The 25,075-nt window shown below is 46.7% G+C and carries 26 protein-coding genes; 5 read left to right on the forward strand and 21 right to left on the reverse strand.

Annotated features, from left to right (window positions below; genetic code table 11):
- Positions 1 to 39 precede the first annotated feature (39 nt).
- The 7 genes from ACZYR9_RS00730 to ACZYR9_RS00760 all read right to left on the reverse strand — a co-directional run bounded on the left by ACZYR9_RS00730 (position 40) and on the right by ACZYR9_RS00760 (position 8,782).
- Positions 40 to 1,065 carry a PdxA family dehydrogenase gene (locus tag ACZYR9_RS00730; RefSeq protein WP_488976535.1) on the reverse strand — a complete coding sequence of 342 codons (1,026 nt, stop codon included), beginning with the start codon at positions 1,063 to 1,065 and terminating at the stop codon, positions 40 to 42.
- A gap of 105 nt (positions 1,066 to 1,170) precedes the next feature.
- Positions 1,171 to 3,129: a sigma-54-dependent Fis family transcriptional regulator gene (locus ACZYR9_RS00735; RefSeq protein ID WP_488976536.1), complete on the reverse strand. Its 1,959-nt coding sequence runs from the start codon at positions 3,127 to 3,129 to the stop codon at positions 1,171 to 1,173.
- Positions 3,130 to 3,264: 135 nt separating this feature from the next.
- Entirely contained in the window at positions 3,265 to 3,774 is a 510-nt protein-coding gene (locus ACZYR9_RS00740; protein ID WP_488976537.1) for an alpha/beta fold hydrolase, read from the reverse strand.
- The gene (locus ACZYR9_RS00745; protein ID WP_488977117.1) at positions 3,686 to 4,249 is read right to left on the reverse strand and encodes an alpha/beta hydrolase; all 564 of its coding nucleotides are present in this window, start codon (positions 4,247 to 4,249) and stop codon (positions 3,686 to 3,688) included. The genes ACZYR9_RS00740 and ACZYR9_RS00745 overlap by 89 nt, the downstream gene beginning before the upstream one ends.
- 285 nt (positions 4,250 to 4,534) lie before the next feature.
- Positions 4,535 to 5,599 carry a sensor domain-containing diguanylate cyclase gene (locus ACZYR9_RS00750; RefSeq protein ID WP_488976538.1) on the reverse strand — a complete coding sequence of 355 codons (1,065 nt, stop codon included), beginning with the start codon at positions 5,597 to 5,599 and terminating at the stop codon, positions 4,535 to 4,537.
- 307 nt (positions 5,600 to 5,906) lie between these two features.
- Positions 5,907 to 8,054 (reverse strand): dihydroxy-acid dehydratase domain-containing protein, encoded by a 2,148-nt coding sequence (locus ACZYR9_RS00755; protein WP_488976539.1) that lies wholly within the window; start codon positions 8,052 to 8,054, stop codon positions 5,907 to 5,909.
- Entirely contained in the window at positions 8,051 to 8,782 is a 732-nt protein-coding gene (locus ACZYR9_RS00760) for a FadR/GntR family transcriptional regulator (RefSeq protein ID WP_488976540.1), read from the reverse strand. Before ACZYR9_RS00760 ends, ACZYR9_RS00755 begins: the two co-directional genes overlap by 4 nt.
- 152 nt (positions 8,783 to 8,934) lie before the next feature.
- Between ACZYR9_RS00760 and ACZYR9_RS00765 the strand changes: the two genes are divergently transcribed.
- The 3 genes from ACZYR9_RS00765 (at position 8,935) to ACZYR9_RS00775 (ending at position 9,655) form a co-directional block, all read left to right on the forward strand.
- A complete protein-coding gene (locus tag ACZYR9_RS00765; protein ID WP_488976541.1) occupies positions 8,935 to 9,057 on the forward strand; it encodes a cation transporting ATPase C-terminal domain-containing protein in 123 nt (40 codons plus the stop codon).
- A gap of 186 nt (positions 9,058 to 9,243) precedes the next feature.
- Positions 9,244 to 9,444 carry a DUF5132 domain-containing protein gene (locus ACZYR9_RS00770; protein ID WP_488976542.1) on the forward strand — a complete coding sequence of 67 codons (201 nt, stop codon included), beginning with the start codon at positions 9,244 to 9,246 and terminating at the stop codon, positions 9,442 to 9,444.
- Positions 9,445 to 9,475: 31 nt separating this feature from the next.
- Complete coding sequence (locus ACZYR9_RS00775) at positions 9,476 to 9,655, forward strand: hypothetical protein (RefSeq protein ID WP_488976543.1); 180 nt, start codon at positions 9,476 to 9,478, stop codon at positions 9,653 to 9,655.
- A gap of 303 nt (positions 9,656 to 9,958) precedes the next feature.
- On the opposite strand, the gene pssA is transcribed toward ACZYR9_RS00775, so the two are convergent.
- The 4 genes from pssA to ACZYR9_RS00795 form a co-directional block, all read right to left on the reverse strand.
- Complete coding sequence (gene pssA, locus ACZYR9_RS00780) at positions 9,959 to 10,459, reverse strand: CDP-diacylglycerol--serine O-phosphatidyltransferase (protein ID WP_488977118.1); 501 nt, start codon at positions 10,457 to 10,459, stop codon at positions 9,959 to 9,961.
- Positions 10,460 to 10,528: 69 nt separating this feature from the next.
- Positions 10,529 to 11,143, reverse strand: coding sequence for an undecaprenyl-diphosphatase (locus ACZYR9_RS00785; RefSeq protein ID WP_488976544.1), 615 nt, complete (start codon positions 11,141 to 11,143; stop codon positions 10,529 to 10,531).
- Between the two features lie 17 nt (positions 11,144 to 11,160).
- On the reverse strand, positions 11,161 to 12,522 hold the full coding sequence (locus tag ACZYR9_RS00790) for a HAMP domain-containing sensor histidine kinase (RefSeq protein WP_488976545.1): 1,362 nt from the start codon (positions 12,520 to 12,522) through the stop codon (positions 11,161 to 11,163).
- Between the two features lie 50 nt (positions 12,523 to 12,572).
- Positions 12,573 to 13,247 carry a response regulator transcription factor gene (locus tag ACZYR9_RS00795; RefSeq protein WP_488976546.1) on the reverse strand — a complete coding sequence of 225 codons (675 nt, stop codon included), beginning with the start codon at positions 13,245 to 13,247 and terminating at the stop codon, positions 12,573 to 12,575.
- 273 nt (positions 13,248 to 13,520) lie between these two features.
- Between ACZYR9_RS00795 and ACZYR9_RS00800 the strand changes: the two genes are divergently transcribed.
- The gene (locus tag ACZYR9_RS00800) at positions 13,521 to 14,603 is read left to right on the forward strand and encodes a phosphodiester glycosidase family protein (protein ID WP_488976547.1); all 1,083 of its coding nucleotides are present in this window, start codon (positions 13,521 to 13,523) and stop codon (positions 14,601 to 14,603) included.
- 87 nt (positions 14,604 to 14,690) lie between these two features.
- On the opposite strand, the gene ACZYR9_RS00805 is transcribed toward ACZYR9_RS00800, so the two are convergent.
- The 4 genes from ACZYR9_RS00805 to ACZYR9_RS00820 all read right to left on the reverse strand — a co-directional run bounded on the left by ACZYR9_RS00805 (position 14,691) and on the right by ACZYR9_RS00820 (position 18,480).
- Positions 14,691 to 15,563: an alpha/beta hydrolase family protein gene (locus tag ACZYR9_RS00805; RefSeq protein ID WP_488976548.1), complete on the reverse strand. Its 873-nt coding sequence runs from the start codon at positions 15,561 to 15,563 to the stop codon at positions 14,691 to 14,693.
- Between the two features lie 239 nt (positions 15,564 to 15,802).
- Positions 15,803 to 16,297, reverse strand: a complete 495-nt coding sequence (locus ACZYR9_RS00810) for an aromatic-ring-hydroxylating dioxygenase subunit beta (RefSeq protein WP_488976549.1) — start codon at positions 16,295 to 16,297, stop codon at positions 15,803 to 15,805.
- Positions 16,298 to 16,316: 19 nt separating this feature from the next.
- On the reverse strand, positions 16,317 to 17,564 hold the full coding sequence (locus ACZYR9_RS00815; protein WP_488976550.1) for an aromatic ring-hydroxylating dioxygenase subunit alpha: 1,248 nt from the start codon (positions 17,562 to 17,564) through the stop codon (positions 16,317 to 16,319).
- A gap of 124 nt (positions 17,565 to 17,688) precedes the next feature.
- Entirely contained in the window at positions 17,689 to 18,480 is a 792-nt protein-coding gene (locus ACZYR9_RS00820; RefSeq protein WP_488976551.1) for an IclR family transcriptional regulator, read from the reverse strand.
- 124 nt (positions 18,481 to 18,604) lie between these two features.
- Here ACZYR9_RS00820 and ACZYR9_RS00825 point away from each other — a divergent pair, with 124 nt between their 5' ends.
- Positions 18,605 to 19,609 (forward strand): PdxA family dehydrogenase, encoded by a 1,005-nt coding sequence (locus ACZYR9_RS00825; RefSeq protein WP_488976552.1) that lies wholly within the window; start codon positions 18,605 to 18,607, stop codon positions 19,607 to 19,609.
- A gap of 18 nt (positions 19,610 to 19,627) precedes the next feature.
- Here the strand turns inward: ACZYR9_RS00825 and ACZYR9_RS00830 are convergent, their stop codons facing one another.
- The 6 genes from ACZYR9_RS00830 to ACZYR9_RS00855 all read right to left on the reverse strand — a co-directional run bounded on the left by ACZYR9_RS00830 (position 19,628) and on the right by ACZYR9_RS00855 (position 25,030).
- The gene (locus ACZYR9_RS00830) at positions 19,628 to 19,924 is read right to left on the reverse strand and encodes a hypothetical protein (protein WP_488976553.1); all 297 of its coding nucleotides are present in this window, start codon (positions 19,922 to 19,924) and stop codon (positions 19,628 to 19,630) included.
- Positions 19,921 to 21,015, reverse strand: a complete 1,095-nt coding sequence (locus tag ACZYR9_RS00835; protein WP_488976554.1) for a hypothetical protein — start codon at positions 21,013 to 21,015, stop codon at positions 19,921 to 19,923. Before ACZYR9_RS00835 ends, ACZYR9_RS00830 begins: the two co-directional genes overlap by 4 nt.
- Positions 21,016 to 21,074: 59 nt before the next feature.
- Positions 21,075 to 22,979, reverse strand: coding sequence for a TRAP transporter permease (locus ACZYR9_RS00840; protein WP_488976555.1), 1,905 nt, complete (start codon positions 22,977 to 22,979; stop codon positions 21,075 to 21,077).
- A 49-nt stretch (positions 22,980 to 23,028) separates the two neighbouring features.
- A complete protein-coding gene (locus tag ACZYR9_RS00845) occupies positions 23,029 to 24,060 on the reverse strand; it encodes a TAXI family TRAP transporter solute-binding subunit (protein WP_488976556.1) in 1,032 nt (343 codons plus the stop codon).
- A gap of 247 nt (positions 24,061 to 24,307) precedes the next feature.
- On the reverse strand, positions 24,308 to 24,511 hold the full coding sequence (locus tag ACZYR9_RS00850; RefSeq protein WP_488976557.1) for a metal-dependent hydrolase: 204 nt from the start codon (positions 24,509 to 24,511) through the stop codon (positions 24,308 to 24,310).
- Between the two features lie 48 nt (positions 24,512 to 24,559).
- A complete protein-coding gene (locus ACZYR9_RS00855) occupies positions 24,560 to 25,030 on the reverse strand; it encodes an LpxL/LpxP family acyltransferase (protein WP_488976558.1) in 471 nt (156 codons plus the stop codon).
- Between the last annotated feature and the right edge of the window lie 45 nt (positions 25,031 to 25,075).

The following is a 25,075-nucleotide window of genomic DNA, read 5'->3' on the forward strand; positions in this document are numbered from 1 at the left end:
TTTTACACGAACGATATGAAACTAACCATTTTTCGTAGCTTAACTATTGGCTACCGAAGCTCTCTTGCCTAAAACCAGTCTAACCGCCAGCTTCATAGCATGTACCATAGCTCCGGGATCAGCAGTTCCCCTGCCGGCGATATCGAATGCGGTTCCATGGGCGGGGGTAGCCAGAACAACAGGCAGCCCTCCGCTGACCGTCACCCCTTTGTTGAAACCCATGAGCTTCATCCCGGTTTGCGCCTGATCGTGATACATGGCGAGTAAGGCGTCGAACGGTTCCTTGGGAAGACGCAGGAAAATCGTATCCGCGGGATAAGGTCCTACAGCATGGATTCCTTGAGCCTGTGCTTCTTGTACTGCAGGAATAATCTCATCGATCTCTTCCATTCCGAAGAGGCCTCCGTCACCGGCATGAGGATTAAGTGCGCAAACCGCAATTCGCGGCTGATGAAAACCCGCAGCCGTGAGCGTTTCATGGGCAAAACGAATCCTCTGTACGATACTTTTTCTCGTTACCAGTTCACTTACCTTTTTAAGAGGAATATGGGAGGTTACACGGAATACCCAAAGCTTCTCCATGACATTGATTTCACCGAATCCGTCATTGACACCCAACAGGTCGGCAAGGTAATGAATATCGTCCTCAAAATGGAGACCGCCCCTAAACATCGCCTCTTTATTCAGCGGTGCATAGACAACACCCTCTATATGGTTCCCTTTCACGAGCTGCAGCGCGTACTCCAGCGTTTTGCCGCTGACTAATCCCGCTTCAGGGGATAAAGTACCCTTCTGAATATCGTCCGGATTTATGTTTTGCAGATCGATTAACGGGAGTATATGATCTTCCTGAAAAGCCTGCTCGATCGAATCGATCTTTTGATAATTCAAGGGTACCCCCGCCAGCTCCGCTCCCTGCTTAAAAACCCGTTCATCACCAATCAGCAACCAACGGGCCAAGCTGCGAATGTCATCCAGCTGCAGTGCCTTAGCAACCAGCTCCGGTCCGATTCCTGCGGCATCCCCGTAAGTTAAAGCCATAACCGGTTTTCTTTGAGCTTCCATACCCGATCCCCTTTACGGTTTATTGAAATAATGTAAGCGCTTTTTTAATTATAGTTTGTATTGTTACTCTTTACTACAGCGATAGAAATTCGTTTCGTTGCATTTTTAATCATTGCTTGTGATCAAGGCTCTCCGATTTTTCATTTTCAATTTGCGCCAAAGCGTTGTTCGATTAATACCCAGCCTTTTGGCCGCTTTGGATTGGTTGTATTCTTCCTCCGCCAGAATTCTGTAAATAATATCGCTTTCGATTTCATCCAACGTCTTATTGAACAACGAGAATGCTGTGGAATCGTTCTTATCCAGACTATCCATTAATTCCTTGATCACCGGTTCGATCTCGTCTTTTTCAATATAAGGGCCATCGCTCAGCAAGCACATTTTATGGATCGTGTTTTTCAACTGATAGACGTTCCCCGGCCACTCATAGGATCTTAAAATATCCATCGCTTCCGGTTTAACCCCGACGATTTCCTTTCCCGTCATGACGTTGGCTGATGCTATGAACATTCTTATCAAATCGGCCATATCCTCTACTCTTTCACGCAGTGGAGAAAGAGTTAACGTGAACGTATTGATAGCACGGTACAAATCCGACCTAAATTCACCTCTTGTGACCATAGAAATTAATTTCTCATCATTCTCGGCAATGACTCGAACCTTGATCACCCTCTCTTCACTGCTGTCGATTCTCCTGATCTTATGAGTGGTTAACATTTGCAGCAAAGCACCCTGCAGTCCCAAGGGCAGCTTGCCAATGTTCGTCATATATAAGGTACCGCCATTCGCAAGCTCGAAGGCTCCCGGTTCAGACCCGATACCCAGCATCTCTTTTTCTAAAATCTCAGGGGAATGGCTATGACAATCCATGGTAATGAACGCTTTGGTTTTCAATCCGCCTTCATTATGAATGCTTTGGGCTAAAACGTGCTTTCCCGTTCCCGGCTCCCCGTAAATCATAATCGGCAGTTCAGAGGGGCTGATCCGTTTGGCTGACTCGATTAACCGGAACATCCGCTTTGATTTCCCGACCAGTTGATTAAAATGGGAAGACGCCTTTCCTTTTTTTACATATAAGTATTCGTCTATTTTTTTCCGTTCCGTTGAATCCGCGTTCCATTTCAGTACCCAAGCCGCCCCTGTAATCCGGCCGTCGAGCCGCAAAGGAAATTCCTTGATTTTCAATGACTTGTCCGAAATCTGGATTCTTTCGTTACTGTGAATTGCGTCCTGCTTCATGATATCGCCCAAATTCATGTGAAGGCTTGATCCTTTAAACACCGTATCCATCGATTGCTCTTTGTTAACGCTTAATAATTCACACGCACGGGCATTGATGAACTGGCATTCCTCCTGCGGATTCATAATGATGACGCCTTCTTCAAGCTGATCCAGCACGGATGCCAGGCCGGCATATTTCTCCTGTTCTTTCCTCGTGTAATACACTAATCTTTCCGCATCCTGAATCGCCTCAAGTACGGCTTCTTTACCGGAAGTAATGAGGATCCCGTGAAGACCGCAGCTCCTGGCCGCTTGGGTTGATTTAACGTCACCGACGATGACTTGCACCTCATTTTCCATGGCCTTTTCCAGACATGTTTCGCATTCGGCATCGTCATAAAAGGTCAAATCCATATTCAACAGCTTGCCTATAAAATCCGCTCCTTGAATCACCTTCCAATGGCTCATTACGCCGATTTTCCCTTCAAATCCGTTCAAGAGCGTCAGCGTGCGCAGAATGTCATACCCCGATATTTTGATTTCCGCCACCGGAATGGAACAATGCTCCCTCAGCAGATTGACGGTAGCTCCGCGGCTGATGATGATATCATAGCCCTTGGTTTCCAGCGATTTGGCTATGTTCACACCTTCATACCAATCCCCGATTTCCACATCGATGTTCTTCTTCAAATCCTTATTCACTTCCAGAATCAAATCCCTTAACCCTTTATAGGGGGCAATGGCAAGTATTTTCAATTCCATCACCTTTCGAATAAAGATTTTTTCGCCAAACGAATATAACCGATACAGCAGAATCCACGAATTAACAGCGCTTACAACCATATATTCTCATGTACATTCCTTTAACGCAACCTATTTTGATCCGGAAGAAGCTATGAACAAAGCCGGATGACATCAGGAAAATTCCTGAGGCCGTTCCGGCTTTAAGCTTTTTATGTCCGTTATATTGGAATAGGCTCAAGAGCTCGATAAGCGTTTTAGCCAATTGTCGATTTCTTTATAAGTATATTCGCTTAAGAGCATCGCATCGTGAGTTAAGCCATGCGGCAGGACGCGGACTTGCGCATTATTATATTTTTGAAAGAGAGGGGCATATTCTTGCGCCTTGAATTCTTCGTCGTCTTCACCGATCAGAACCAGAGTCGGTTTATTAAGCGCTTTAAGGTCCTTCTTGAATTTCATATTCGGCATCCTGCTCAGGGCAAGCCGATAGCTGATTTCTCTTGTTTCCATTCCGTGATCCGACTCCCCCGGCTTGTTTTTCACAAGCACAGTCAAATGATTCAACTGCTTGATGCCCAGCTGATTCAGGATCGTTAGCCCGATGATGCGGGGTAAGGCAACAGCGATGAGGTTGGTTGATTCCTCCTTCGGGTAGTTAATCGGAGCATTGGGAGATACTGCGGGCGCCAGCAGCAGATAAGCATCGAACCAATCGGCATACCGGCCGGCCGCGCACCGAATCACGGTTCCTCCCCCCCATAGAGTGACCGGCCAGAATAAGCCGCGAGAAGCGTTGTTCTTTCTTGATGTGTGTAACCAGATCCGCCAAATCATCTTCGATTTGTCCGATATAATCGAAATCCCCTCTTCGTTGAGGATGAAATCCGTACCCTCTCAAGTTAGGGATATACACTTGGGCCAAATGATTCTGCGAAATATATTTCCCCACACTGTGCAAATATTGCCCGTCTTGGCTGATTCCATGAAGTAAAATTAGCACGTAATCCGAATGAGAGGAATAATAGCGGTAATCCAACCGGCTTCCATCTCTTGCCGTGAACGGGGTAGACGCAGGCAAATCCGAATAATCCTGCTGAAACGGCGGCAATGAGGAAAGGATTTTTTCGTTGACCGGGGTTACTTTCGGTCTGATGGCAGCAAGGGTCAAAGGCACTCCGATAACCAGCAATAGCACAATCCCCAAAATGATAAAGAACATAGCCAATTCTTATCAGTCCTCCGAATCATCATTTATTCGTTGAAGGCTTCCGGGGCATTTCATTTATATTATTATGTATGATTTAGTTCCGATAACATTTGCTATCCTGAGTAAGTTATTAAAGAAAAAGAAATATAAAACTATATTTTTTTTTCTATCATTCAAATCATTGTAATTGTATATTTGCTTATACGTACCTTATTTGTTGGTGGAGCAGCATGGTTTGGATATATTTGGTATAAAAATAAAGAGAAAGATCAATCTGGGGGATTATTAGTAATTGCTTTAATTATCAGACCAAACCGTAGTGAGGTTTCGACCGTTATTCTTAGATGAATAAAGTGCATCATCGGCAAACTTAATGAGCCGTTTTGCCTCGAAGCTAGACTCGAATTCGGTACTGTAGATACCTGCGCTAATGGAAACATTGATTTCACAGAGCTCTGTGTCACTCGTATCTCCAATCTTAATAGGTGTTCTATTGACAGCATTCCGAATACGTTCCACAGTAATTTTAGCTTGCTCTATATTGCCAGGATACATGACCAATAAAAATTCCTCACCTCCAAAGCGCCCAAGGCTGTCGCTTTCTCGTACGGCAGCCTTCATTCGTGTTGCTACTTCGACTAAAACATGATCACCTATAATGTGACCATAGCTATCGTTGATATTTTTGAAGAAATCGATATCGGCAAGCATAACAGCCAGCGGTTTGCCTTCTCGTTTGGCTAAGGCCAGCGATTTGTCCAATAGCGACATTATGGCAGATCGGTTCCATAGGCCAGTTAGAGAATCAAGGGTTACTTTCATTTTTAACTCTTCTTGGGTTTTGAGGAGTTCTTTATTTAGTTCGCTAATGCGGCTTCCAGCCAAGCGCAATTCGATCTCATCTATGACGATTTGAGCGAAAGTTTGTAGTATATGGATCTCCTGCTCCGTGATTGTACGAGATATGAAGTCAATTATACTCAGTACACCAATATTCTGATTATCGCTGTTTTTCAGCGGAACACCAACATAAAAACGTATGTAAGGCGCACCCGTGACCAAAGGGTTTGCTAACGACCGAGAGTCAGTAATGGCATCAGTTATAACATAGGGTGCATCGTAAAGAACGGCCGAAGCACAAAGCCCGGGAATTCGTTCAACTTCTTGTATGTCTAATCCATAATGGGACTTGAACCAAATTCGATTCGTATCTACTAGGCTTATTAGTGCAATGGGTACATTAAAAAGCTGTGCAATAAGAGCTGTTATTTTGTCAAAAGTACTATCCGGAGGAGTGTCAAGTATGTGATAATGGTGCAAAGCAAGTAAACGATCTCGCTCGTTCTTTATTGTGTCCTGCATAGGCATAGCATCCTCACTCATATTTAATTTTGTTTTTTATAAAATGACTATACTTAATATTATAAAGAAATTTTTCGTAATACGATACTTATTCTTTTCTCTACAAAGGCATACAAAACGCGACACGCAGCACAATTGGTTTATAGAATCGATAGTTCAATTATCTACCTTAAAAGCGGGGGTTTTCTTTTAAAGCTGAATATCAGCAATTAGATTTAACACACCTAAAAAAGAAAAAACCCGGCCGTTGGCCAGGTTCCGTCTAAACCCCTGCTTCGTGTACAGAGTGGGAATGATAGATGAGAAATTAATTCCATTGCAGCTCCGCATCCAATGCGACTCCCATCGGTACGACACCGCGGGAAGCGTCCGTACAATCGCGCAGCCGGTTCGATGCCGCTACACGCTTTTGTCTCTTGCGAAGCTTCTCCATGCGGAATAGGCCAAGCTCGGTCCGCCCGGCACGAAGCTCTCCTGCGTCCATATCAATACGTCCCATAGCAAAGCTCTGCGGATTTAGCAGATCGATGCGCTTTTTGCGGAACTGCAAATGCAGCAGATCTCCCTCTTGCAGATACAGAAGCCCTCCTTCATGAAAAGCTTCCGGTGTCATATGCCCTACGGCAGCCCCAAAGGTCACTCCCGAATAGCGGCCGTCACTGATTAAGGTCGTCAGACGCTTTAACTGACGATGGGCGTTAATATGCTGCATAGGCGTCATCATTTCCGGCATTCCGAAGGCTTCCGGGCCTTGACCGGAGATAATGACGGCCAGCCTTAGCCATTCCTCCCGAATCATGCGGTCGAACAGCTCATCATAGTCCAGCGCCTGCAGCTCATCCAAAGACACGGAGGCGTTATAAGCTGCCATTTGTTTCATTTGTTCAAGCTCGAAGCTCCGATTAAGCTTAAGGCGATCCAGCATGTTCACATCCAATAAATGCTCGTTCGCTTCTTCTTCATTCTCATAATAAAGCACAAACGCGACTTTATTATCGAATTGATCGAGCTGTTTTGTAGGCATGCCGCTGATTTTAACCACCGCTTGGTTAAAAAAGTTCCCCCTGAGGACATCGACACCGCTGAAGCTTCGTTTGGGCTTGCTTAAGATGATCGGATTGTCCTTCACACCGTCCGCGCTTAAGCCTTCGGTATTGGACAGCCTTTCTCTCCAGGTTTGGCCTGTCACCGTCGGCGCATCCAAAGCCATAGGGACGCCATTTCTTGTCAGCTCATACACCAGCGTCTCCATGCCGCGAATTTGGCCCGAACAGCACTGCTGCGCCAATGCAAAAATATCTCTTCCCTCCGTCAGGCTGTAGTCGAACAGGTCCGGAATCGGATGTTCAGCAGCGATGCGCTCCATATCCTCCAGCGTAAAGTCATACCCGGCATAGATCATCGCTCCAACGATATGCATCATCAAGTTGGTAGAGCCTCCGGCGGAGCTGTGGATCCGGATCACATTGGTAATATTGGCCCGGACCAATTCGCTCACGCTGCATTCCGGACGATCGATGATGGAGAACAAAGCTTCGATCGCTTTGTTTACTTGAGCCTGCGTCGGCGGCTCGGTCAGCAGCTCAAGCTCCGGACATACCAATCCGAAGCCTGTCGTTACGTCCCGGGAGCTGTTGCCCGTTCCATGAAATGCACAGATGCCGCCTTTGGAATCGCAGGTGCTTACAGCCAGTCTCTTTTCAAAATCCTTATGCCTTTCCCCCGTCAAAAGTCCACATTCCACAGCACGTTCAAAAACCCCTTGGAAGGAGGTATTGGAGGAGCACTGAAGGATATAGCTCATGGCATCCTCAATGTCGGCGGCAATATCGTCATATCCCGCTGCAACCGCTTGGGATACTAGCCCCGCCAATTCCAGCTTCAAATCCTCGGGAATCGTACCTCCCTTGAGCACATGCGAAGGAGCAAACGCAGCAAACACATGATGCTCCCCGCGTTCACGCCGGACCCGGTCCAAATGAGCAAGACCGCTTAAAACCCCTAACGGCTGCTTATCGCAGCCCTGAATCACAAAAGCCCCATGATATGATTGCGCTTCCATTTGATTGACTACGATTTCCGCAATCGCGTTTCGGCTTTGCAGCGAATAGGACATGCCCATGTTGTTTTGCGCTGTTCCGTCACAAAGCACCGGAGTGCTGAAATAAAACGGTAAACCACCCTCTTGCCATATTTTCAATGCGGCTTTAAAGACCGTTTCATGATCTAAAATATGGGCCGGATGATCGGAAGAGCCGCCGATAATGGCGATCCTCGGAGAATTATGCTCCAGCCGGTCATAAATATTTTCAAGGGTCCAATCCGGTTCCCCTCCTTCGTATTTTCCGCCAAGGCCTCGTCGTGCGCGGTCTAAAAGCCCGGCTACCGTAATAGGCTCGTTGGCCTTCCCCTGTACATTACCTTGATACGGATTAAACCCCTGGATTGTTTTCATGATCTTCTCTCCCATTCCTTGGTATCAATTGGTTGCGGCGGTTCCATACCTTCCTTGAGCTTCATTGAGTCCTGTCGAACATCCTGAAGATGCACTCTCATCATATCTTTGGCAAGCGCTCCGTTTCTTTGCTCTATGGCTAACGCGATCAGCATATGAAAATGTGCCGCCCTCTCGGCGCTTCCAGGAATACGTGTGGTTTTCCTGCGGCTCTCCAGGAGCAAATCCGAGATTCCCTTCATCACCTGTGCCATGACTTCATTCGAACAAGCTTCGGCAATATGTTCATGAAAAGCAATATCCGCTTCAAAATAATCTTCGCTTCTGGATACATCATCGATCATTTTTGAAGCGGCCGCTTTGATCTTGACCATTTGTCCGGGGGTCGCCCTTTCCGCTGCAAGCGCTGCCATTTCCGGTTCAAGAACAGCGCGAAATTCCTGCAAGGAAAACATATCTCCTACAGGAAGTCGAATGAGGTCCAGTGTGTTATCCTGTTTCCAGACATTAGAATTACGTACGAACATCCCTCTGCCATGCTCAATAAGAATATACCCTTTGTTCTCCAAAATCCGCAAAGCTTCACGCACGGTGGAAACGCCTACTTGAAATTCCTTGGCTACGGCTGCCAGTGAGGGCAGCTTTTGTCCGGATTTCCACTCCTCCCTCTCAATCCTTCGGGTCAATTCATTTAATACTTTTGTGCTTGCCAGCTCTTTAATTCTCATCACCACTCATATGATATGATATTAAACTCATCATATCACTTAATTCTCTCTCATTCAATTGGAAAACTTCACCACCCTCAACCTAAAATTTCAAATGTTGCCGTTAATTAATGATAGATCGATTCCTGCTTGGCGCCCTAGGCGTTTCATGGATGGCTTTACTTCTGGCTTTATATTTCCCGCCATTCGCAAGCTTTTTCCATACGGCGCCTCTGACATTAAAGCATTGGATTCCAGTGATCGGCGTAGCAGTCATCGGTATCGCTTTTATCTAAGCCGGTCTTGTCCCTTATTTCAAGAAAGCAAGAAAGCCGTGCATTACTATCAAGCCATGAATTTCCTGCTGCGGTTTCATAGCCCTCAGCAGGATGCATTCCCATATCCCAATTTAACAAACCGAGGGTGATGACAAAATGATTCAATAAAACATCGATAAACTGATCGTAGGTACAGCACTGACTTTGGCGGCTTCCACTCTGCTTCCTATTGCGAAAGCTACCTTGCTGCCTCTTGCCGATGCCGGTTTGAAGATGGGCTTCGGCTTGGTTGACCGCGCGAGATCCATGGTTCAAATGGCACGTGAAGAAGTGGAAGACATTATTGCCGAAGCTCCGTTTGAAAGAATGAAGCAGCAGTTGGATAAAGAAAATTGCGCTGCTTGATCAGGAATAACGGTGATCGGAGGTTAACTGCTTGGATATACATAAGGTTCATTACCACTTGCATCAAGCCGCGTCGCACTTGGAAAAAGCGTTCATTCAAATCAAGTTGGATTTTCAGTCCACGGAAGCGCTGGAGGAGAATGCCAAATGTTGGAGTGAATTTTTAACTTTTTTATTTGGCCATACCTCAGCCTTAACCTATAAAAGATGAGGAGAATTCAGGAATGACCGAGCAAAACATCGATTTTCATTTACGGGAGGCTTTAACCCAATCTGGAAACGGCATCGGCATTAAACCAAAGTGTAAGAAGCGTGCTTGAGAACGACAGCGCTAAAAAAGACATCGGCTTGAAATGGGAACGATTTCTGGGGGAATTTATGGGGCAAGTTCGGGAGAAAGGTAAAAATCACGAATTAATCTTCTTAGCTGGATTTCCTTTCCACGCCTTCGCTGACATCTAAGCCCTCCAAACTTAGGTCTGGAGGGCTTAGATGAAAGCTGTTTTTTATCGGGTTAAAACTTTTTGACACGGATCTTACTCACCATTAGAATCGATAAAATCAGCGCGATATAAGCAGCAAATCCATAAACGAAGGGGAGCCATAAAAACAAACACACCAGCAATCCCGCCGCGGGAATAGGCAAGCCCTCAAAATAACCTTTGGTGGGACGTGTATTGAAGCGAGCCAATCGCAGGGCTCCCGCCATGGGAAAAACCATCAATGCGATCGTCGATGCCGCTTGACTTGGGATGGTTTCATAAAGCGCCAACGCCGGCACGACACCGAAACTAACGATATCCGCCAAGGAATCAAGCTCTACCCCAAATTCGCTCGTCACCTTCAGACTTCGCGCAATTTTGCCGTCCAGCATATCAAATATGGCTGATAAGACTACGAATAGCGTAGCAATAAGCGGCAGATGATTAACAATGAAAACTAAGGCAACGATCCCGCTCCCTAAATTACATAATGTAAAAAGGTTTGGAAAATAACGAATTATCCGGTCCAACAGATCAAATCCCTTCATCATACGAAATCAAGCTTCAGTATTTTTCCCAACCGATTCCATCGTATTCTTCCGCTAAGAATTCAAGGGCTTATTATTGTCCTTTTTGGCCCAAAGCTTTTGCTCCCCTGTTTCATAGATTTGCATAGCCCATTGCAAGGCTTTTTGTGCAGGGCGCCAAATGGAGAACAGCTGATGAATAACTGCGGCGGCGGCAGCACCGATCACAGCTCCGGCCAACACATCCGAAGGATAGTGGACTCCTGTCCAAACACGGGACAAAGCGATAAGTGAAGCGACAGCCAGCCATAGCATCCCGTCTTTGGGTCGGAACAGCCATATCGTGGTGGCAATAACGAAGGCTCCAATGGCATGATCACTTGGAAACGACGCATTAGCCGGATGCTTTATGAGCTGCAGTACGGCGTGCGTTACAAACGGACGGTCTCTATAAAAGAAATGCCCCAGAATTGCGCTGAAGCCCATGGCAATACATGCGGAGATTAAAGCTTCGGCGACCATCCTACGATTGCGCTCTGTCCGGGTAAACCAATATACGATAATACCCAAATAAAAGAAGTATTCTGCGTATTCGGCCAAAAATTTCATGACCGGATTCAATAACAAATAAACGGCTCCCCAATGATTAACCATTTCAAATAATTGATAATCAACTTGAAGTAAATTCATTTGCTTCAACTCTTTCTTTATTTTTTTGTCAACGGAAACTTTAACGTGATTCGCGTCCCTTCATGCTCCACGCTGGTCATCGAGATTTCACCGCCATTTTTTTCAACTAGAGTCTTGGCAATGGCTAGACCCAGACCGGTCCCTCCCTTTTCTCGGCTTCTAGCTTTATCTACCCTATAAAACCGGTCAAATACATAAGGCAAATCCTCAGTTGGGATACCTATTCCTTTGTCAATCACTTCTATGATCAGATCGTGGTCACGCCGCTCCCCCACAATACGAATCTGGTGCTCATCAATGGAATATTTCACGGCATTATCCAGCAAAATAAGAATGATTTGTTCCAATTGCTGCGGAACGATTCTAATCATGGCTTGGCTGTTAAGGGATGTTAAGTCCAAGTCTACCCTCCCGGGATGCAATACGCCAAACCGGGCTACCGTTTGTTGAAGCAGATCAGCTGGATGTATATTTTCAAAAGGCAGCCCGGAATGTTCATTCTGTTCGGCTCGTGTCAGTGCAAGTAATTCGTGAACAATCCCTTCCAAACGGTTCAACTCTTGAAGCGAGACTGCAAGTGACTTTTCCAGGATTTTCGGATCGTCCTTACCCCATCGGTGCAATAGAGAAAGATGGCCTTTTATAATCGAAATAGGCGTTCTCAACTCATGAGAGGCATCTTCAACAAACTGTTTTTGCTGAATAAACGATGTTTCCAGCTGACTCATCAGGTCATTAAACAAAGCGGCAAGCTGATGCAATTCATCATTGGCGCCGCTGTAAGGAACACGCTCTTGCAAGCCTCTCATTTTGACATTCCGAATCGCATCAGCAAGGGATTGAATCGGTCTCAAAAGCTGTCCTGCCAAAAGAAGTCCACCGAACCCGCTCAATAAAACCGCACCTAAGCCGGCGATCATCATGACCCATAAAATGGCATGGGACCATTGATCAAAGGTTTCCAGATTATTTACAATCTCAATGGTGCCTTGAAAGGAGCCCGAAATCAGCGGGCTCCTCATCACTAACAGATGATCCTCATAATGCCAGAGACTGATCATTAAAGTACGGTCGGAAGCCTGCGGGCCGACCATATCGGAAGGAAGCTCGTCGGTAACCGTGACAATCGGTTCACCATTGGCATCTAAAATACGAATAAGCTGATTATATTCGTTTACCTTTTCGATAAAGCTGGTGCTGTTGATAATGCTTTGGGCATTGAGCTCTCCTTTTTTATCCTGAAAATAATCTTGGAGCTCTCCCATACTTTTTTGAATGGATGCTTTTTCGCGCGAAATCATCCACTGGTTAATTACAATATATTGTGCTAAGTTATAAGCAGCGAACAACAGAATCAGCATACAGGAAGACCATAACACGATTTTCCTTTTCATTGGCATTTGAGTTATATAGCTTTGAATGTTTCGTATCATCTGATGACATACCCGATCCCGCGAACCGTTTCAATGAAGCTTTCCTTTCCGGAGGGATCCAGCTTGTTCCTCAAATATCTTACATAGACGTCCACTACATTGGTCTCCACCCTCGAATCAAAGCCCCATACCCGGTCAAGCAGCGTATCCCTGGTCAGCACAATGTTCGCATTTTGCACCAAAATAACCAGCAGATCAAACTCCCGTTTTGTCAAATCAATCGTTACATTTCCTCTCGTCACTTTTCTTGCATCCACATCGATTTGAATATCGTTGAAAGCGAGAATGTGATGCCTGGGCTCCTCCGTCATATCCACTCTACGAAAAACAGCCCGAATCCGGGCCAGCAATTCCTCGATGGCGAACGGCTTGGGAATATAATCGTCTGCTCCGCTATCTAATCCGGTGACACGATCAAGCACACTGTCTCTGGCGGTAAGCATAATGACGGGTGTTTTTTGGGCGGCCCGAATCCTGCGGCACACCTCCAGTCCGTTCAATCCAGGCAGCATAATATCGAGTAAAATGATGTCCCAATCTTGTTTCAAGGCCAATTCCAGTCCCGTTTGGCCATCATAAGCTACGGTAACCGAAAAGGATTCATATTGAAGCTCCATCTCTATAAACATGGCTAAATTTTTTTCATCTTCAATTAACAGTATGCTTTTCATTTCTTCGTCCCTTTGCGCTCTCGGCAGTGTTATTTTTTCCCCAACGATACCCTGCGTTTATTCCTTGGAGCCTGTGGTTCATGATTAGAGTATAAGCCTCTATTATGAAAATTTAATGAAAAAAAGTGAGGGAATCACTTTTTCGAAAATTCAGCTCGTCATTATGTAACATTTAACTTTGACATGTATTTTCATCTTGTTTTAAGCTTTATCCGGTATCCTTTTTAGGGTTTAATTCTTGATCGAGAACAACTATAGAAAGTTGGAAAGCAAATGACAACAAGGCTGCAGCATAATAGACAGCCGTCAATAAAAAAGCGCAAGCATCCTATACGATATTTCCTGCTCCTGGTCTTTTTCGTATTTCTCGGGTTTCTCGCCTGGTTCTTCTTGACACCGGCGGGAACCGAACTTCGCTATATGGCGGCCGATACCCTGATCACGACTCAGCATCGCGAATATGCCAAATACCTTATAGGTGAAGAGGAAATGAACCGCCGGGTCGACGAATATTTCAAAAGCTTTGATGAAATGGGGATGGTAAAAGATAACGGTCTCGTTCATTTATCCTCCCGCTCTAAATCCGATGTGAAAGTCGAGCCTATTGAAGGCCAACGTTATAAAGGTTACATCCTTACCGTCAGTGATCCCAAAATGATTCGAGTGGTGACGACAAGCATCGTGGGACAAGGGGAACAAATCTTGAGCATGGTCCAACGAACGGGAGCCATTGCCGGCGTGAACGGCGGAGCCTTTGACGACCCGAACTGGGATGGCAATGGCTTTAAACCGGCCGGGATTGTAATGTCGGGAGGCAAGCTGCTTTACAGTGATGTCGGTATGAACGATCCGGTTAATGCCGTTGGACTTGACAAGAACGGAATCATGGTGGCGGGGCGTTATACACCGGCGGAGCTGCTGCGCTTGGGCGTTCAAGATGCGGTGACCTTTCAACCCAAATTTATTGTGAATGGAAAAGGACTCATCAAAAATGAGGCCGGAGGCTGGGGGATCGCACCAAGGACTTGTATGGCTCAAAAGAAGGACGGAACGATTCTTTTCGTCGTCATCGACGGGCGTCAGCCCGGCTACTCCATAGGAGCGACTTTATACGATGTGCAGCAGCTTCTTCTTGAGAAAGGGGCTGTGACCGCCGCCAATTTGGATGGCGGATCCTCCTCCGTACTGGTCAAAGACAACAAGGTGGTCAACCGCCCGTCAAGCAGCTACGGCATGCGGTATTTGCCGACGGCTTTTCTCGTTTTTGACAAGCCCGACAAAGTTGTGGTCAACAATATTTGGAAAGGCATTGATATGAACCGTTTCGACTCTACCGACAAGCCTTTTGCAAATTAGGAAGCTTCTTCACATATGAAAGAACAGCAGTAGCCTTTGAGACAGGTACGGCTGTTCTTTTTCTTGTTCAAAGTATGAGATATTGCTCTATGCACCTTGACTCTTCAAAAAGCGAATGCTTTCTTCCAATGCCGTTTCCAGTTCTTCTGTCGTACCCTGAAAAGGATGAACGGCTCCGAATGTATGATTCGCGCTGGGAATCGTCAAAATGCGATGCTGCGGTGCGGCTTGGCGAAGCCTTTCAAAGCCTTCCTTCAGCCGCGGAGAATCCTGGCCTCCTTGAACCTGCAGTACCGGAATCTTTAATTCGGCCAAACGGCTGACGATGTCAAACCTCTCTTCGTTGCGGGACAAGTCCTCATAAAAGCTCGATTTGATCGGCATATCCTGTTTTGTTCGCATATTCGTCACGTAGGCTACGCCATGCTCGGCAATCTGCGCTTTGAACGCATCGTCAAACAGATTGACCGAAGCAATACCGTTCCAAGTGACGACAGCCTTCACCTGAGGATGCTCGGAAGCAAAAATGATGCTCCCTCCGCCCCCTCTGCTGTGACCCAGCAAATAAAGTCGGCGCGGATCGGCCAGTGAAGCCAGCGGTAAATCCCCCGTTTCAAGAGCTTGAAGCAAAATCGCAAGATCCTCCTGCTCTCGCGAATAAGTATTCACCGCGAATTTATCCAATTCATCAAAATCCCATTCGTTTACCCCGTTACAGGTGAAGTTGTAGGTGACCGCGATGAAGCCTTCCTCGGCAAAGCGCTCCGCGATGTACGGAAAGAAGGACCAATCCTTAAAGCCTTTGAAACCGTGGCTGATAAAAACAACGGGTCTGGCGTTGTCTTCCATCCCGTGCGCTGCCCTCACCTCACCGCGAATATAAAGCGGTTCACCGGTTTCCAGCTGGCCCGCCTCCAGGATAAAAGGTTCATGGATTATCGAACTCGGTGTATGACTCATTTCCAATGCCTCCTTTTACAAAAATGGGTAGATTTATTCTTTATTGTAGCATAAGGATTGACTTTGTGATGACGATCACTGCTTCAGGATTGAATTTTTCTTATATAATCTTGACTTGTATGTATGCGGATAAAGACAAATAAGCTGTCTGCTGCAGACAGCTTATGCCGGAAATCCTAGTACATATTCATAGCATAAGGGCCTAATACGACTGAATCCACCTGCATATGTCGCTCCTGTTAAATCGGCGTCACAAGCAGCGTCGGAATCATAGCGGTATCATAGACGGCCAATTTTTCTTTAAATTTCGCTTCGCCTTCCACAAAAACAACCTTATCGACATATTTACCTACATTATAGACCTCTGTAATGCCATCCTGTCTCGTTTGAAAAACGGCATAATTGGCACGGACCAGATACGTATCGCCCTCTTGACCTGCAATGCGGATCCCGCTTACGACATGCTTGTAGGTATGCGCCTCATAAATGTTCGCGTGCCTGTGGGCCGTTATCCGGTCCTTCAGCATTCCTTTGCTGTCGCAATAAATGACGCATGTCAGCAGATTGCGGTTGTAATTTTCTCTTGAGATCACTTTGTATAAGCATTCCTCTGTAAAAAATTCAGGCCATTGCTCCAGCTCGTCATTGTCGATGCATTCCGCGTAGGTGTGATATAATTCCTCGATAGCCGCTTTGATTTCAAATGCGGATGCACTTACTTCCTGCAGTTTCATGGTTCTTCACTCCTTTGCTTTAATATCCCATTAACTCGCGGTAACGCTTCCAAAAACCGCGAATCGATGTTTCGGTCGCGCGGAATTCCTGACTTTGTACCGTTGTTCCGCCCATCTCCACAAAGGAGCTTTTTTCCTTATCGCGGAGGATGCCTCTTTGTACGAGCTCACCCACTCCTCCGTCCTCCAAAGAAACAAAACCGGCAGGACCTACCAGATTGGACTGCTTCATCCGAATCGTTGTCATTTGGTCGTCATCGTCCTCATAACCGAAATAGGTCCAATGCAGCTCGCACTTTTCCGGTCCCTTCGGCAATAATTGCCGGACGGCAAGCGTATTATGAATCTGCTGCAGGACCATACCCGGAAAAATCGACTGGATCGCAAGTGTGATTCCGTCTGCAAACTCCTTTCTGCCTTCCAGCATGGTAGGGTCTTCCAGTTTATACTTGGAGTTGAAGGAACGTAAATTGGATTGTTTGTAGGTATCCTCATTCTCGTCAGATGAACCGTAGGTATAGCTCACATGATGCATACCGGTTTCGTCCATATCGATTCCGCCGCGTTGTGAAAGGCGGTTCAGACCAAAGGTGCTGAAGAACGTATGAAGGATGCTTGCATGATACGAATCCTTGACGTTCTCAAAATAAATCTTCCAATTATTATTCATCGATTGACGGTTATATCCGAGAACGCGTACCGGCTTATGGAACACTCGCTTGATGTACCCGCACATTTTTTCACCGAGATATTCCTGCAGGGGAACAACATGAGGATCAAAGGATCCGAAGATGACACCGCAGAAGGTTGCGATTTTCAGCTTTTGCAAGGAATGCTTGGATGGATCGAAGTCTTTCGGCATCCCGCCCTTCCCTTCGACTCCGTGGCGGAAAGGAACGCCTTTCAGATCCCCTTTGGCATCAAAGGCCCATGCGTGATAGACGCAAGTAAAGGTTTTGGTATTGCCGCAGGAATCCATGCAAACGGTTGCCCCCCGATGCGCGCAGCGGTTGACGAAGGCTCTGATTTCACCGTCACTGTCTCTGGTAACGACGACCGGCGTATCGCCGACAAAGGTGGTTTTGTAATCACCGTTTTGGGAAAGCTCCGCTTCTAAAGCCAGGAAGTTCCAAGTGGGTCCGCGGTAAATCTTCAGCTGCTCCTGCTCGTATACCGACGGGTCCATGTAAACCTGATAAGGAACTCTGGTAAACCCTTCTTCAGGCCAACGGATTTGCTCGCTCGTATAAGCACCAAGTTTCGACATGATCATCTTCCTTTCATATTGGAATGTTGGTACTTTTATATTAGATAAGCCGAGGTCCGATAGATAGCAGAGTATTCAGCGATGTGGAACACAAAATATTATTTTGCTTTTCCCATTCACCGTTCTATTGCGAAAAACGAAGCTTCTTCGTTTGCTCCATGCCCAGCTGCTCGGTAATCAGACGGCTGTACATCCGCAATTCTCTTAATAATGGCGTAATGTTCGCATCGGTAATCAGTCCGGTTGGCCTCAATATACAGATAGAAGCGAGGATCGCGTTGTAGTCGTTAAATACAGGAACGGCTGCAGAGCTCATACCCTGATTGAACTCATCGCGAGAAACGGCATAGCCCTTTTTGCGGATAATCTGCAGTTCCTCGCGCAATTTATCGGGATCGGTGATGGTTTTGCGGGTAAACGCTTTTAATTGAGTGTTCAGCACGCGGTTGATTTCCCTTTCATCCTGGAACGCCAGCATCACTTTGCCCGAAGCGGTGCAGTGCGCCGGAACCCTTTTGCCCATGACATTTAAAATTTTACCGTCCCGCTGCTCAGGAAGCTTTAACAGATAAACAATCCCTCCTTTGTCATAAGTAACCATTTGGATGGCGGCTTGCACGGATGACAGCATTTTTTGCAGCAGCGGAAAAGCGATTTGACACAATTCCATCTCATGATAGACGACCGAACCGATCTCGAACGCCGTTAAGGACAAATGATATTTTCGGGTTTCCGGATTTTGAACGACCATATTTTCATCGCACAAAATGTGGATCAAACGGGAAACGGTACTTTTGGCTATTCCCAATCTTCTGCTCAGTTGACTGATTCCGAGCTCCGGCTCATTTTGCGAAAATTCCCTTAAAATCCGAATAGCTTTGTGGACTGAAGTCATCGAATCTTCCATCATTTTCATTACAAATCCCTCCGATATCATTTTCTTTTCCACATGCTTGAACAAGGAACTTCCTGTGTAACGCATAAAAAGCTATCTTATGAATCATACGAAACGAAATGAATGCTTAGGAGGAAAAACCTTAATGAATGCGCAAAAACCCATCATTGCCATAACCATCGGCGATCCGGCCGGGATCGGTCCGGAAATTGCCTTAAAGGCGCTCTTGGACGAAACCATTTATGAAATATGCAACCCGATTCTGATAGGAGATAAAAACGTGCTGGAATGGTACGTCAGTCTATTGCAGGCTCCGGCAACACTGCATCCGATTGCAGACCCGGACAAGGCTGTGTTCAAACACGGGGTTGTCGATGTCATACATATTCCTAACGTAAAGATGGACCGGCTGAGGATTGGAAAACATGCCGCTGAGGATGGGCTGGCCATGCTGGAGTATACAGACAAGGCAGTACAGCTCGCATTAGCCGGCAAGGTGCATGCGGTGATCGGAGGACCCCATACCAAGAAATCGGTTGAGCTTGCCGGAATCGAATTTGACGGATATCCCGGCTATGTCGCCAAGGCAACAGGCACAAAGCCCGAGGAAGCCTTCTTGATGTTGGTCTCCGACCAGCTGCGCATTGTGAACGTTACTCTGCATGTATCGCTGCGAAGGGCCTTGCAAATGATCAACCAGGAGCTGGTATTCAAAGCGATAAAAGCGGCCGATAAAGCGGCACGCGGCATGGGCATTCATACGCCCCAAATCGCAGTAGCGGGTATTAATCCGCATGCCGGTGAACAAGGAATGTTCGGTACAGAAGAAATCGATGACATTGAACCGGCTGTACTTCAAGCTCAGCGGGAAGGCATTCAAGCTGCTGGACCGTTTGGAAGCGACACTTTGTTTCTTGAGCACCGTCAGCTCAAATACGACGCTTACGTAGCGATGTACCACGATCAGGCCCATCTGCCGATCAAGCTGTTAGCATTCGATAAAATTACCGCCTTTACGATCGGCACCCCTGTGTTCTTTTGTACCGTCGGTCATGGCAGCGCGCCGGATATTGCCGGCAAAGGGACGGCTTCCCCAAACAGTTTACTGGAAACCCTCCGTCTGGTGAGTCATGTTCCGGTAACGGCTTAGGCCCTTATGGAAGCTCAACTAATAAGCTAATAAAGCAGCAACCAACACCATCAAGAAGCCCAACGCCTGCCAAGCGCTCCAGCCTGCAATCCGGAACGGACTTTTCCCGATCAGGGAAGATGCGACACCGATCGTTCCGCTGAACGGGCCCACCAGAAAGGTTAGTACTGCTCCTCCCGTCAGTGCAATCGTTAGAAGCTCCGGCGATAGTCCGAGCAGCTTCGGATGGAGCGATTCACCTAACAGGGTGATGACAGCAATGGGATGAATGCCGGCAAACGCAAAGAATACCGTCAGCAGCGGAAGTAAAATCAAAAAGCGGTGCCGCCCAGCAGCTGATTTAAATCAACAAAGTACTGATTCACATCATGATGGTAGCCGGAATCATTCAAGGCTCTCACAAAAAAGCCCGCGCTTAAAAAAATCGCAAACTGCTCCGACATCGCCGGAAGCTGATTCTTCACATAGGAGGAGGTTCCCTCCATAAATAGGGAACCTTTTTTTAACAAAAGCGACCATGCATAAGCAAATGGCAGTGCGATCACCGTGACGATCAGAACCATACTCAGTATAAGCATTTGGCTCAAGATCAAGCCAAGAACAACCAGCAATACTATAGCCAAAAATATCTGCACGACTTTCATAGTTGGGTTCACCGCTTTCTCCCCACCGGAATCCAAGGCCGCGGCAATCTCCGATTCCTCTTGCTTCATTACAGCCGGTTGATTCATTTCCCCAGCGACAAAATGGACCCGTGGACCAAGGCATCTGAATAGCAGGTAAATCAACCAGCTGACGCCTAATCCTCCGATGCTGATTCCCCATAACGGCAGCATAATGTCCTGCCACTCCACTTTGGTTATCGTAAGTACAACTCCCAACACACCTGATACCGGCGCCCATGCAACCGATACGGCATAACCGTGAATAATGGACGACAAAACAAATTTATCGGTTTGTTCCCCTGCCCATTTGGCTACAGAATTCTTAATGCCGTGATACATGATCGGCACCGTGGCCAAGCTGAGAAAGCTGCCCAGCAGAAACGAAATGACGGTAATCATTCCATAGTATTGAACATCGGACCTCTTTTTCCGTTCCAAGAGCAGCTGTATGGCTTCACTATACCTTCCGATTCGGATCGGGACAGCCAAGACAGGAACGATGGCAAACAGAGACAGCAGGTAAAGCATGTCTCCGAAAGACATGATGTACGTATACACACTTGCACCGGTTTGCAATAAAAACCATGTTCCCCCACCCAAGAAAAGCAGGGTGAACACTAGGGTGCCCTTCCCGCTTTTCGGGATGGAAATCACAATCGCCGCCACAGCCAGAACAGACAACAACGGTTTCAACATTTGGAAATGGAAAAGGGTATGCATCAGGTAGACGATGATCGACAAGATATAAACAGCGGATCGGACCGAAGTCCACGGAACTTTAATTAAGACGGGCATAGTTCTTACACAGACCTATTCAAAGAAACGGCTTCGTTTCTTCTATATACATAAGAGAATATGAGCAGGAGAATGATTAAACCCATACCTGCAATGTTGCATGAAGGAGATGGAATAACGATAAGCCCCCCCGCCACAAGAGCCCAGCACCGTCGGAACCACCCGATCCTGTGATGAATATAGCCTTGAAAGACAATACCAAAAGCAACGACGCCCAAGATTCCGCTCGATATGGCCAATGCAATCTCCCCATAGCTGCCGATCATCAAATAAGCGGGATTGAGTACGAACATAAATGGAATGACGTATGCCACAAAAGCAAGACGAGTGGCGGACATCGCGGTTAGCATCGGTTTTGACTCGGCTACGGCCGCGGCTGCAAAGGCCGCCAAAGCGTCAGGAGGCGTAATGACCCCTATGGAAGCCCAATACATGACAAACATATGAGTGAGAAGTACCGCATTCGCAGCAATGGCATCTACACCGGTTACCTCCAGCACGGAGATGAGCGCAGGAATGGTAACCGCAATTTGAACGATGTAAGAAGCCGACGGAGGAAGCCCCAAGCCTAATATAAAGGAGGTTAGAGCGGTCAAGGCGAGCGCCAGCAGCAGGTTCCCTCCCGCCAGCTCCCCGAGAGATACCGAAAAACGCAGTCCCAGGCCGGTCAGGCCGAACATACCGCTGATCATGCCTGCCGTCGCTGTGGCTACCGCAATCATCAGCATGCCTTTGGCTCCGTCCCGAAGCGCATCCAGTATCGATTGAAATTTCATTCTCGTTTCTTTGCGCAATGCGGAAATGATGATGATGCTTAATATGGAGTACGTTACAGAGTACGAAGGACTATAACCTAATACTAATAAAACAAGCATAATTACAATCGGCAGCAGCAAATGACCGCGGCGCTTGAGGCTGGACCTCCAATCCGGAAGCTCCTTTCTTGGAATCCCTTCCAGACCATGCTTCACAGCCTCCAAATGAACCATAATGCCAATTCCCCAGAAATACAGCAGAGCCGGCAAAAGTGCATAAAAAGCGATTTCGATATATGGAATACCCGTGTACTGCGTCATAATAAAGGCAATAACCCCCATAACCGGAGGCATGATTTGGCTGCCGGCGGAAGCTGCAGCTTCCACACCACCCGCGAAATGTGCTTTATATCCGGTTTTCTTCATTAACGGGATGGTCGATGTTCCCACCGTCATGACGTTTGCGACTGCGCTGCCCGACAGCATTCCGTGCAAAGCGCTCCCAATGATCGCCACCTTGGCGGGACCGCCTTTCGTATGACCGGCCAAGCCTAATGAAAGATCCATCAACAGCATCCCAAGGCCTGATTTGGCAAGGAATGCGCCGAATAAAATGAATAAAGCAATATAGGAAGCGCTCGCACCGAGCGGAATGCCGAAGGTCCCTTCCGTCCCCATGTAATTCAAATCGATAATACTGCTCAAGTCGTATCCGGCATGCGCGAGGATGCCCGGCAAATAAGGGCCGGCAAACCCGTAGATTAAAAATACTAAGGCAATAATGGGCAATGACGGCCCGGCAAGCTTTCTCGTAGCCTCCAAAACCAAAGCGATCATCGCGATACCCAGCAGGGTCTCCGTTGCGGATAAGGGCGTAATCATCGGATATCGTTCGCCAAGTATGTAATCATAGTTCAAATATAAATAACCCATGGAAAGTACCGTCAACATCATTGCAGTACTGTTAGAAATGATGTTCACGATGCGGCTTCCGGTTTTATACGGATGCAGCAAAAATATAAGCAGCATAGCCATAGACAGATGTATAAAACGCTGCAAGAATGTTTCGAACGTTCCGAAGAACCCCGTATACAGATGATAAATGCTAAAGGCATACGTTATGAATAGCACGAGCTTTTTCAAGAAAATCTGCATGTTCACCAAGCCTTTCTTGGAAAATTCAGTGATGAATTACACCGGCGTATTATTTCAATAAGCCTTTTTCCAGGAAAAACTTCTTTGCCCCTGGATGCATCGGTACGCCAATATCCACCGGCAGTTTTTCCTTAGTCACCGGTCCCATGGCAGGATCGATTTTCTTCAACTCGTCCAGATTGTCGTAAATGGTTTTTGTCACTTGGTAAACCAAATCCTCCGATGCATTCTTATTGGCAATAACGACTAACGGGGATTGAACGGTAACCACATCGTGATCCAGTCCTTTATAGGTTCCCTTCGTCAAAGCAGCTCGAACCAAACCGGGATTGGACGAGGTCATTTGATTGATTTTATCTTCGGGAATCGGTAGCAATTCCATATCTTTGCTTTGAGCCAAATCGGTCAATACCGCAAAAGGTGACGGCACCGTCCAGAACAATACATCCAAGCGCCCGTCTTTCATTTGCTCCACGGAATCTGCAAAGGATAGGTTCTGAACGCTCCCCATATCCTTATAGCTCATGCCATAGGCCTTAAGAATTCTGGCTGCAATATCTTCGGTCAATAACCCTTTAGGACCCACATTGATTTTTTTGCCTTTGATATCTTCGATGTTGGTGATCCCGGAATTTTTCAACACAACGATATGTGTGGTATGCGGGAACAACGAGAGGACATACTGCACATTCTCATTCTTCTCTTTAAACGGAGGATTACCCGCGTAACCGTCCACTGTCGGCATCGCCTGAGAGAATCCCAGCTGCCCCTTCCCTCCGTTAACTGCAATAACATTAGCTACACCGCCACCGGGTTCAATACTGACTTGCTTTACATTACTCATGTTCTTCTTCAACCCTTCGGTAATCCCTACGGCTAACGGATACCATGAACCGGATTGCGGAGCAGCCATGAATCGGAGGTCTATGGGTTGACTGGAGACCGGGGCCGAAGCGACCCCTCCATTGGCTTGCCCTTGCGCTTCCTTCGTTGTCACAGCCGGCTTGGCGCTGCACCCGATCACAAATACAGCTACAAGCGTCAGAAAGGTAAACGTTTTCAATTTTGCATTGTCAGACATACGCTATTGACCTCCTTGACAAAAGTAAAATACGAGATGATTACTTATTTATCTTCGTATGTTTGAGCGGATTAAACAAGATAACCGTTCCGTATTTTGGAACATGCCGAGTTAATTTCACAAATGACGGCTCTAAGCTTCTTCACACAAAAAAGAACAGCACCCTATGCAGAAGGCACTGCTGCACTTTACCTCATTTCAAGGCCGGTATATTTATTACCCATACAACCCGACATACGTGCTCTCATTATACAAAAGGAGGCCTGTGAAACCGGATATAATACGAGAATCCCTTCGCCCGCAAGCTACTGTCAAAATCGGGTGAATGAGAGCCAATCAATGTTCCTACCATAACAGCCTGGGCCAAACCTGGATTATGCGCCACTACAGGATCCAAATAAGCAAGTCCCGCCAAAGTCGCTCCAATAATCAGATGGCTCCCTGTATCCATGTTCTTCATCATCCTCACAATACCATTAGTCTTGTAACTGGATACATGTTAAGAAGCGGATTCCATTCCTTCGTTACAGTCATTTTGTTCCTGATGAATTCCCCATCTTTCCTCAACATTAAACCAGTAGAACCATTGGTCAGGAGTCATTTCGATTTTTTGTTCCAATATCTTATTTAAAGCATTGGTCGCCTCACAACGCTGATGGGTTTCATATTGTTCGTTTAAATATAAGGGTTCGTCAAAAACGAGACGGTGGCGAATACCCTTGGTTCGGTATCCGTGAAAAGAAATGACCGGGATACCATATTCCAATGCGAGATGTGCCGTACCGTGAGGGCTCCTTGTTGCTCTGTTGAAAAACATTGCAGGGGGAAAGCTGCGGCGATAAAAATCACCCATAAGGAAGACTAGACCGTTTTGTTTTAAATGGTTTCGCAGCCTGCGAGTAAGCTGCAGAGGCGGGACGTCATCGTAATCTAACCCGCAGCAGCCCATCTGCTGAAACTTTAGATACAAAGGACGGAGCTCCTTGCTTTCTGCCGTAGCCACAGTCAAGCAGGG

Source organism: Paenibacillus sp. F024, from assembly GCF_057814255.1.

Bases quoted from the DNA above. Each gene is read 5' to 3' on its own strand.
- ACZYR9_RS00755 (WP_488976539.1), bottom strand. From the start codon at position 8,054: ATGAAAACAATCCAGGGGTTTAATCCGTATCAAGGTAATGTACAGGGG.
- ACZYR9_RS00845 (WP_488976556.1), bottom strand. From the start codon at position 24,060: ATGTCTGACAATGCAAAATTGAAAACGTTTACCTTTCTGACGCTTGTA.
- ACZYR9_RS00760 (WP_488976540.1), bottom strand. From the start codon at position 8,782: ATGAGAATTAAAGAGCTGGCAAGCACAAAAGTATTAAATGAATTGACC.
- ACZYR9_RS00810 (WP_488976549.1), bottom strand. From the start codon at position 16,297: ATGAAACTGCAGGAAGTAAGTGCATCCGCATTTGAAATCAAAGCGGCT.
- ACZYR9_RS00785 (WP_488976544.1), bottom strand. From the start codon at position 11,143: ATGAATTTACTTCAAGTTGATTATCAATTATTTGAAATGGTTAATCAT.
- ACZYR9_RS00805 (WP_488976548.1), bottom strand. From the start codon at position 15,563: ATGAGTCATACACCGAGTTCGATAATCCATGAACCTTTTATCCTGGAG.
- ACZYR9_RS00800 (WP_488976547.1), top strand. From the start codon at position 13,521: ATGACAACAAGGCTGCAGCATAATAGACAGCCGTCAATAAAAAAGCGC.
- ACZYR9_RS00850 (WP_488976557.1), bottom strand. From the start codon at position 24,511: ATGGATACAGGGAGCCATCTGATTATTGGAGCGACTTTGGCGGGACTT.
- ACZYR9_RS00745 (WP_488977117.1), bottom strand. From the start codon at position 4,249: ATGTTCTTTATCATTTTGGGGATTGTGCTATTGCTGGTTATCGGAGTG.
- ACZYR9_RS00815 (WP_488976550.1), bottom strand. From the start codon at position 17,564: ATGTCGAAACTTGGTGCTTATACGAGCGAGCAAATCCGTTGGCCTGAA.
- ACZYR9_RS00825 (WP_488976552.1), top strand. From the start codon at position 18,605: ATGAATGCGCAAAAACCCATCATTGCCATAACCATCGGCGATCCGGCC.
- ACZYR9_RS00840 (WP_488976555.1), bottom strand. From the start codon at position 22,979: ATGCAGATTTTCTTGAAAAAGCTCGTGCTATTCATAACGTATGCCTTT.
- ACZYR9_RS00735 (WP_488976536.1), bottom strand. From the start codon at position 3,129: ATGGTTGTAAGCGCTGTTAATTCGTGGATTCTGCTGTATCGGTTATAT.
- ACZYR9_RS00765 (WP_488976541.1), top strand. From the start codon at position 8,935: ATGGCTTTACTTCTGGCTTTATATTTCCCGCCATTCGCAAGCTTTTTC.
- ACZYR9_RS00820 (WP_488976551.1), bottom strand. From the start codon at position 18,480: ATGAAAATGATGGAAGATTCGATGACTTCAGTCCACAAAGCTATTCGG.
- ACZYR9_RS00795 (WP_488976546.1), bottom strand. From the start codon at position 13,247: ATGAAAAGCATACTGTTAATTGAAGATGAAAAAAATTTAGCCATGTTT.
- ACZYR9_RS00730 (WP_488976535.1), bottom strand. From the start codon at position 1,065: ATGGAAGCTCAAAGAAAACCGGTTATGGCTTTAACTTACGGGGATGCC.
- ACZYR9_RS00750 (WP_488976538.1), bottom strand. From the start codon at position 5,599: ATGCAGGACACAATAAAGAACGAGCGAGATCGTTTACTTGCTTTGCAC.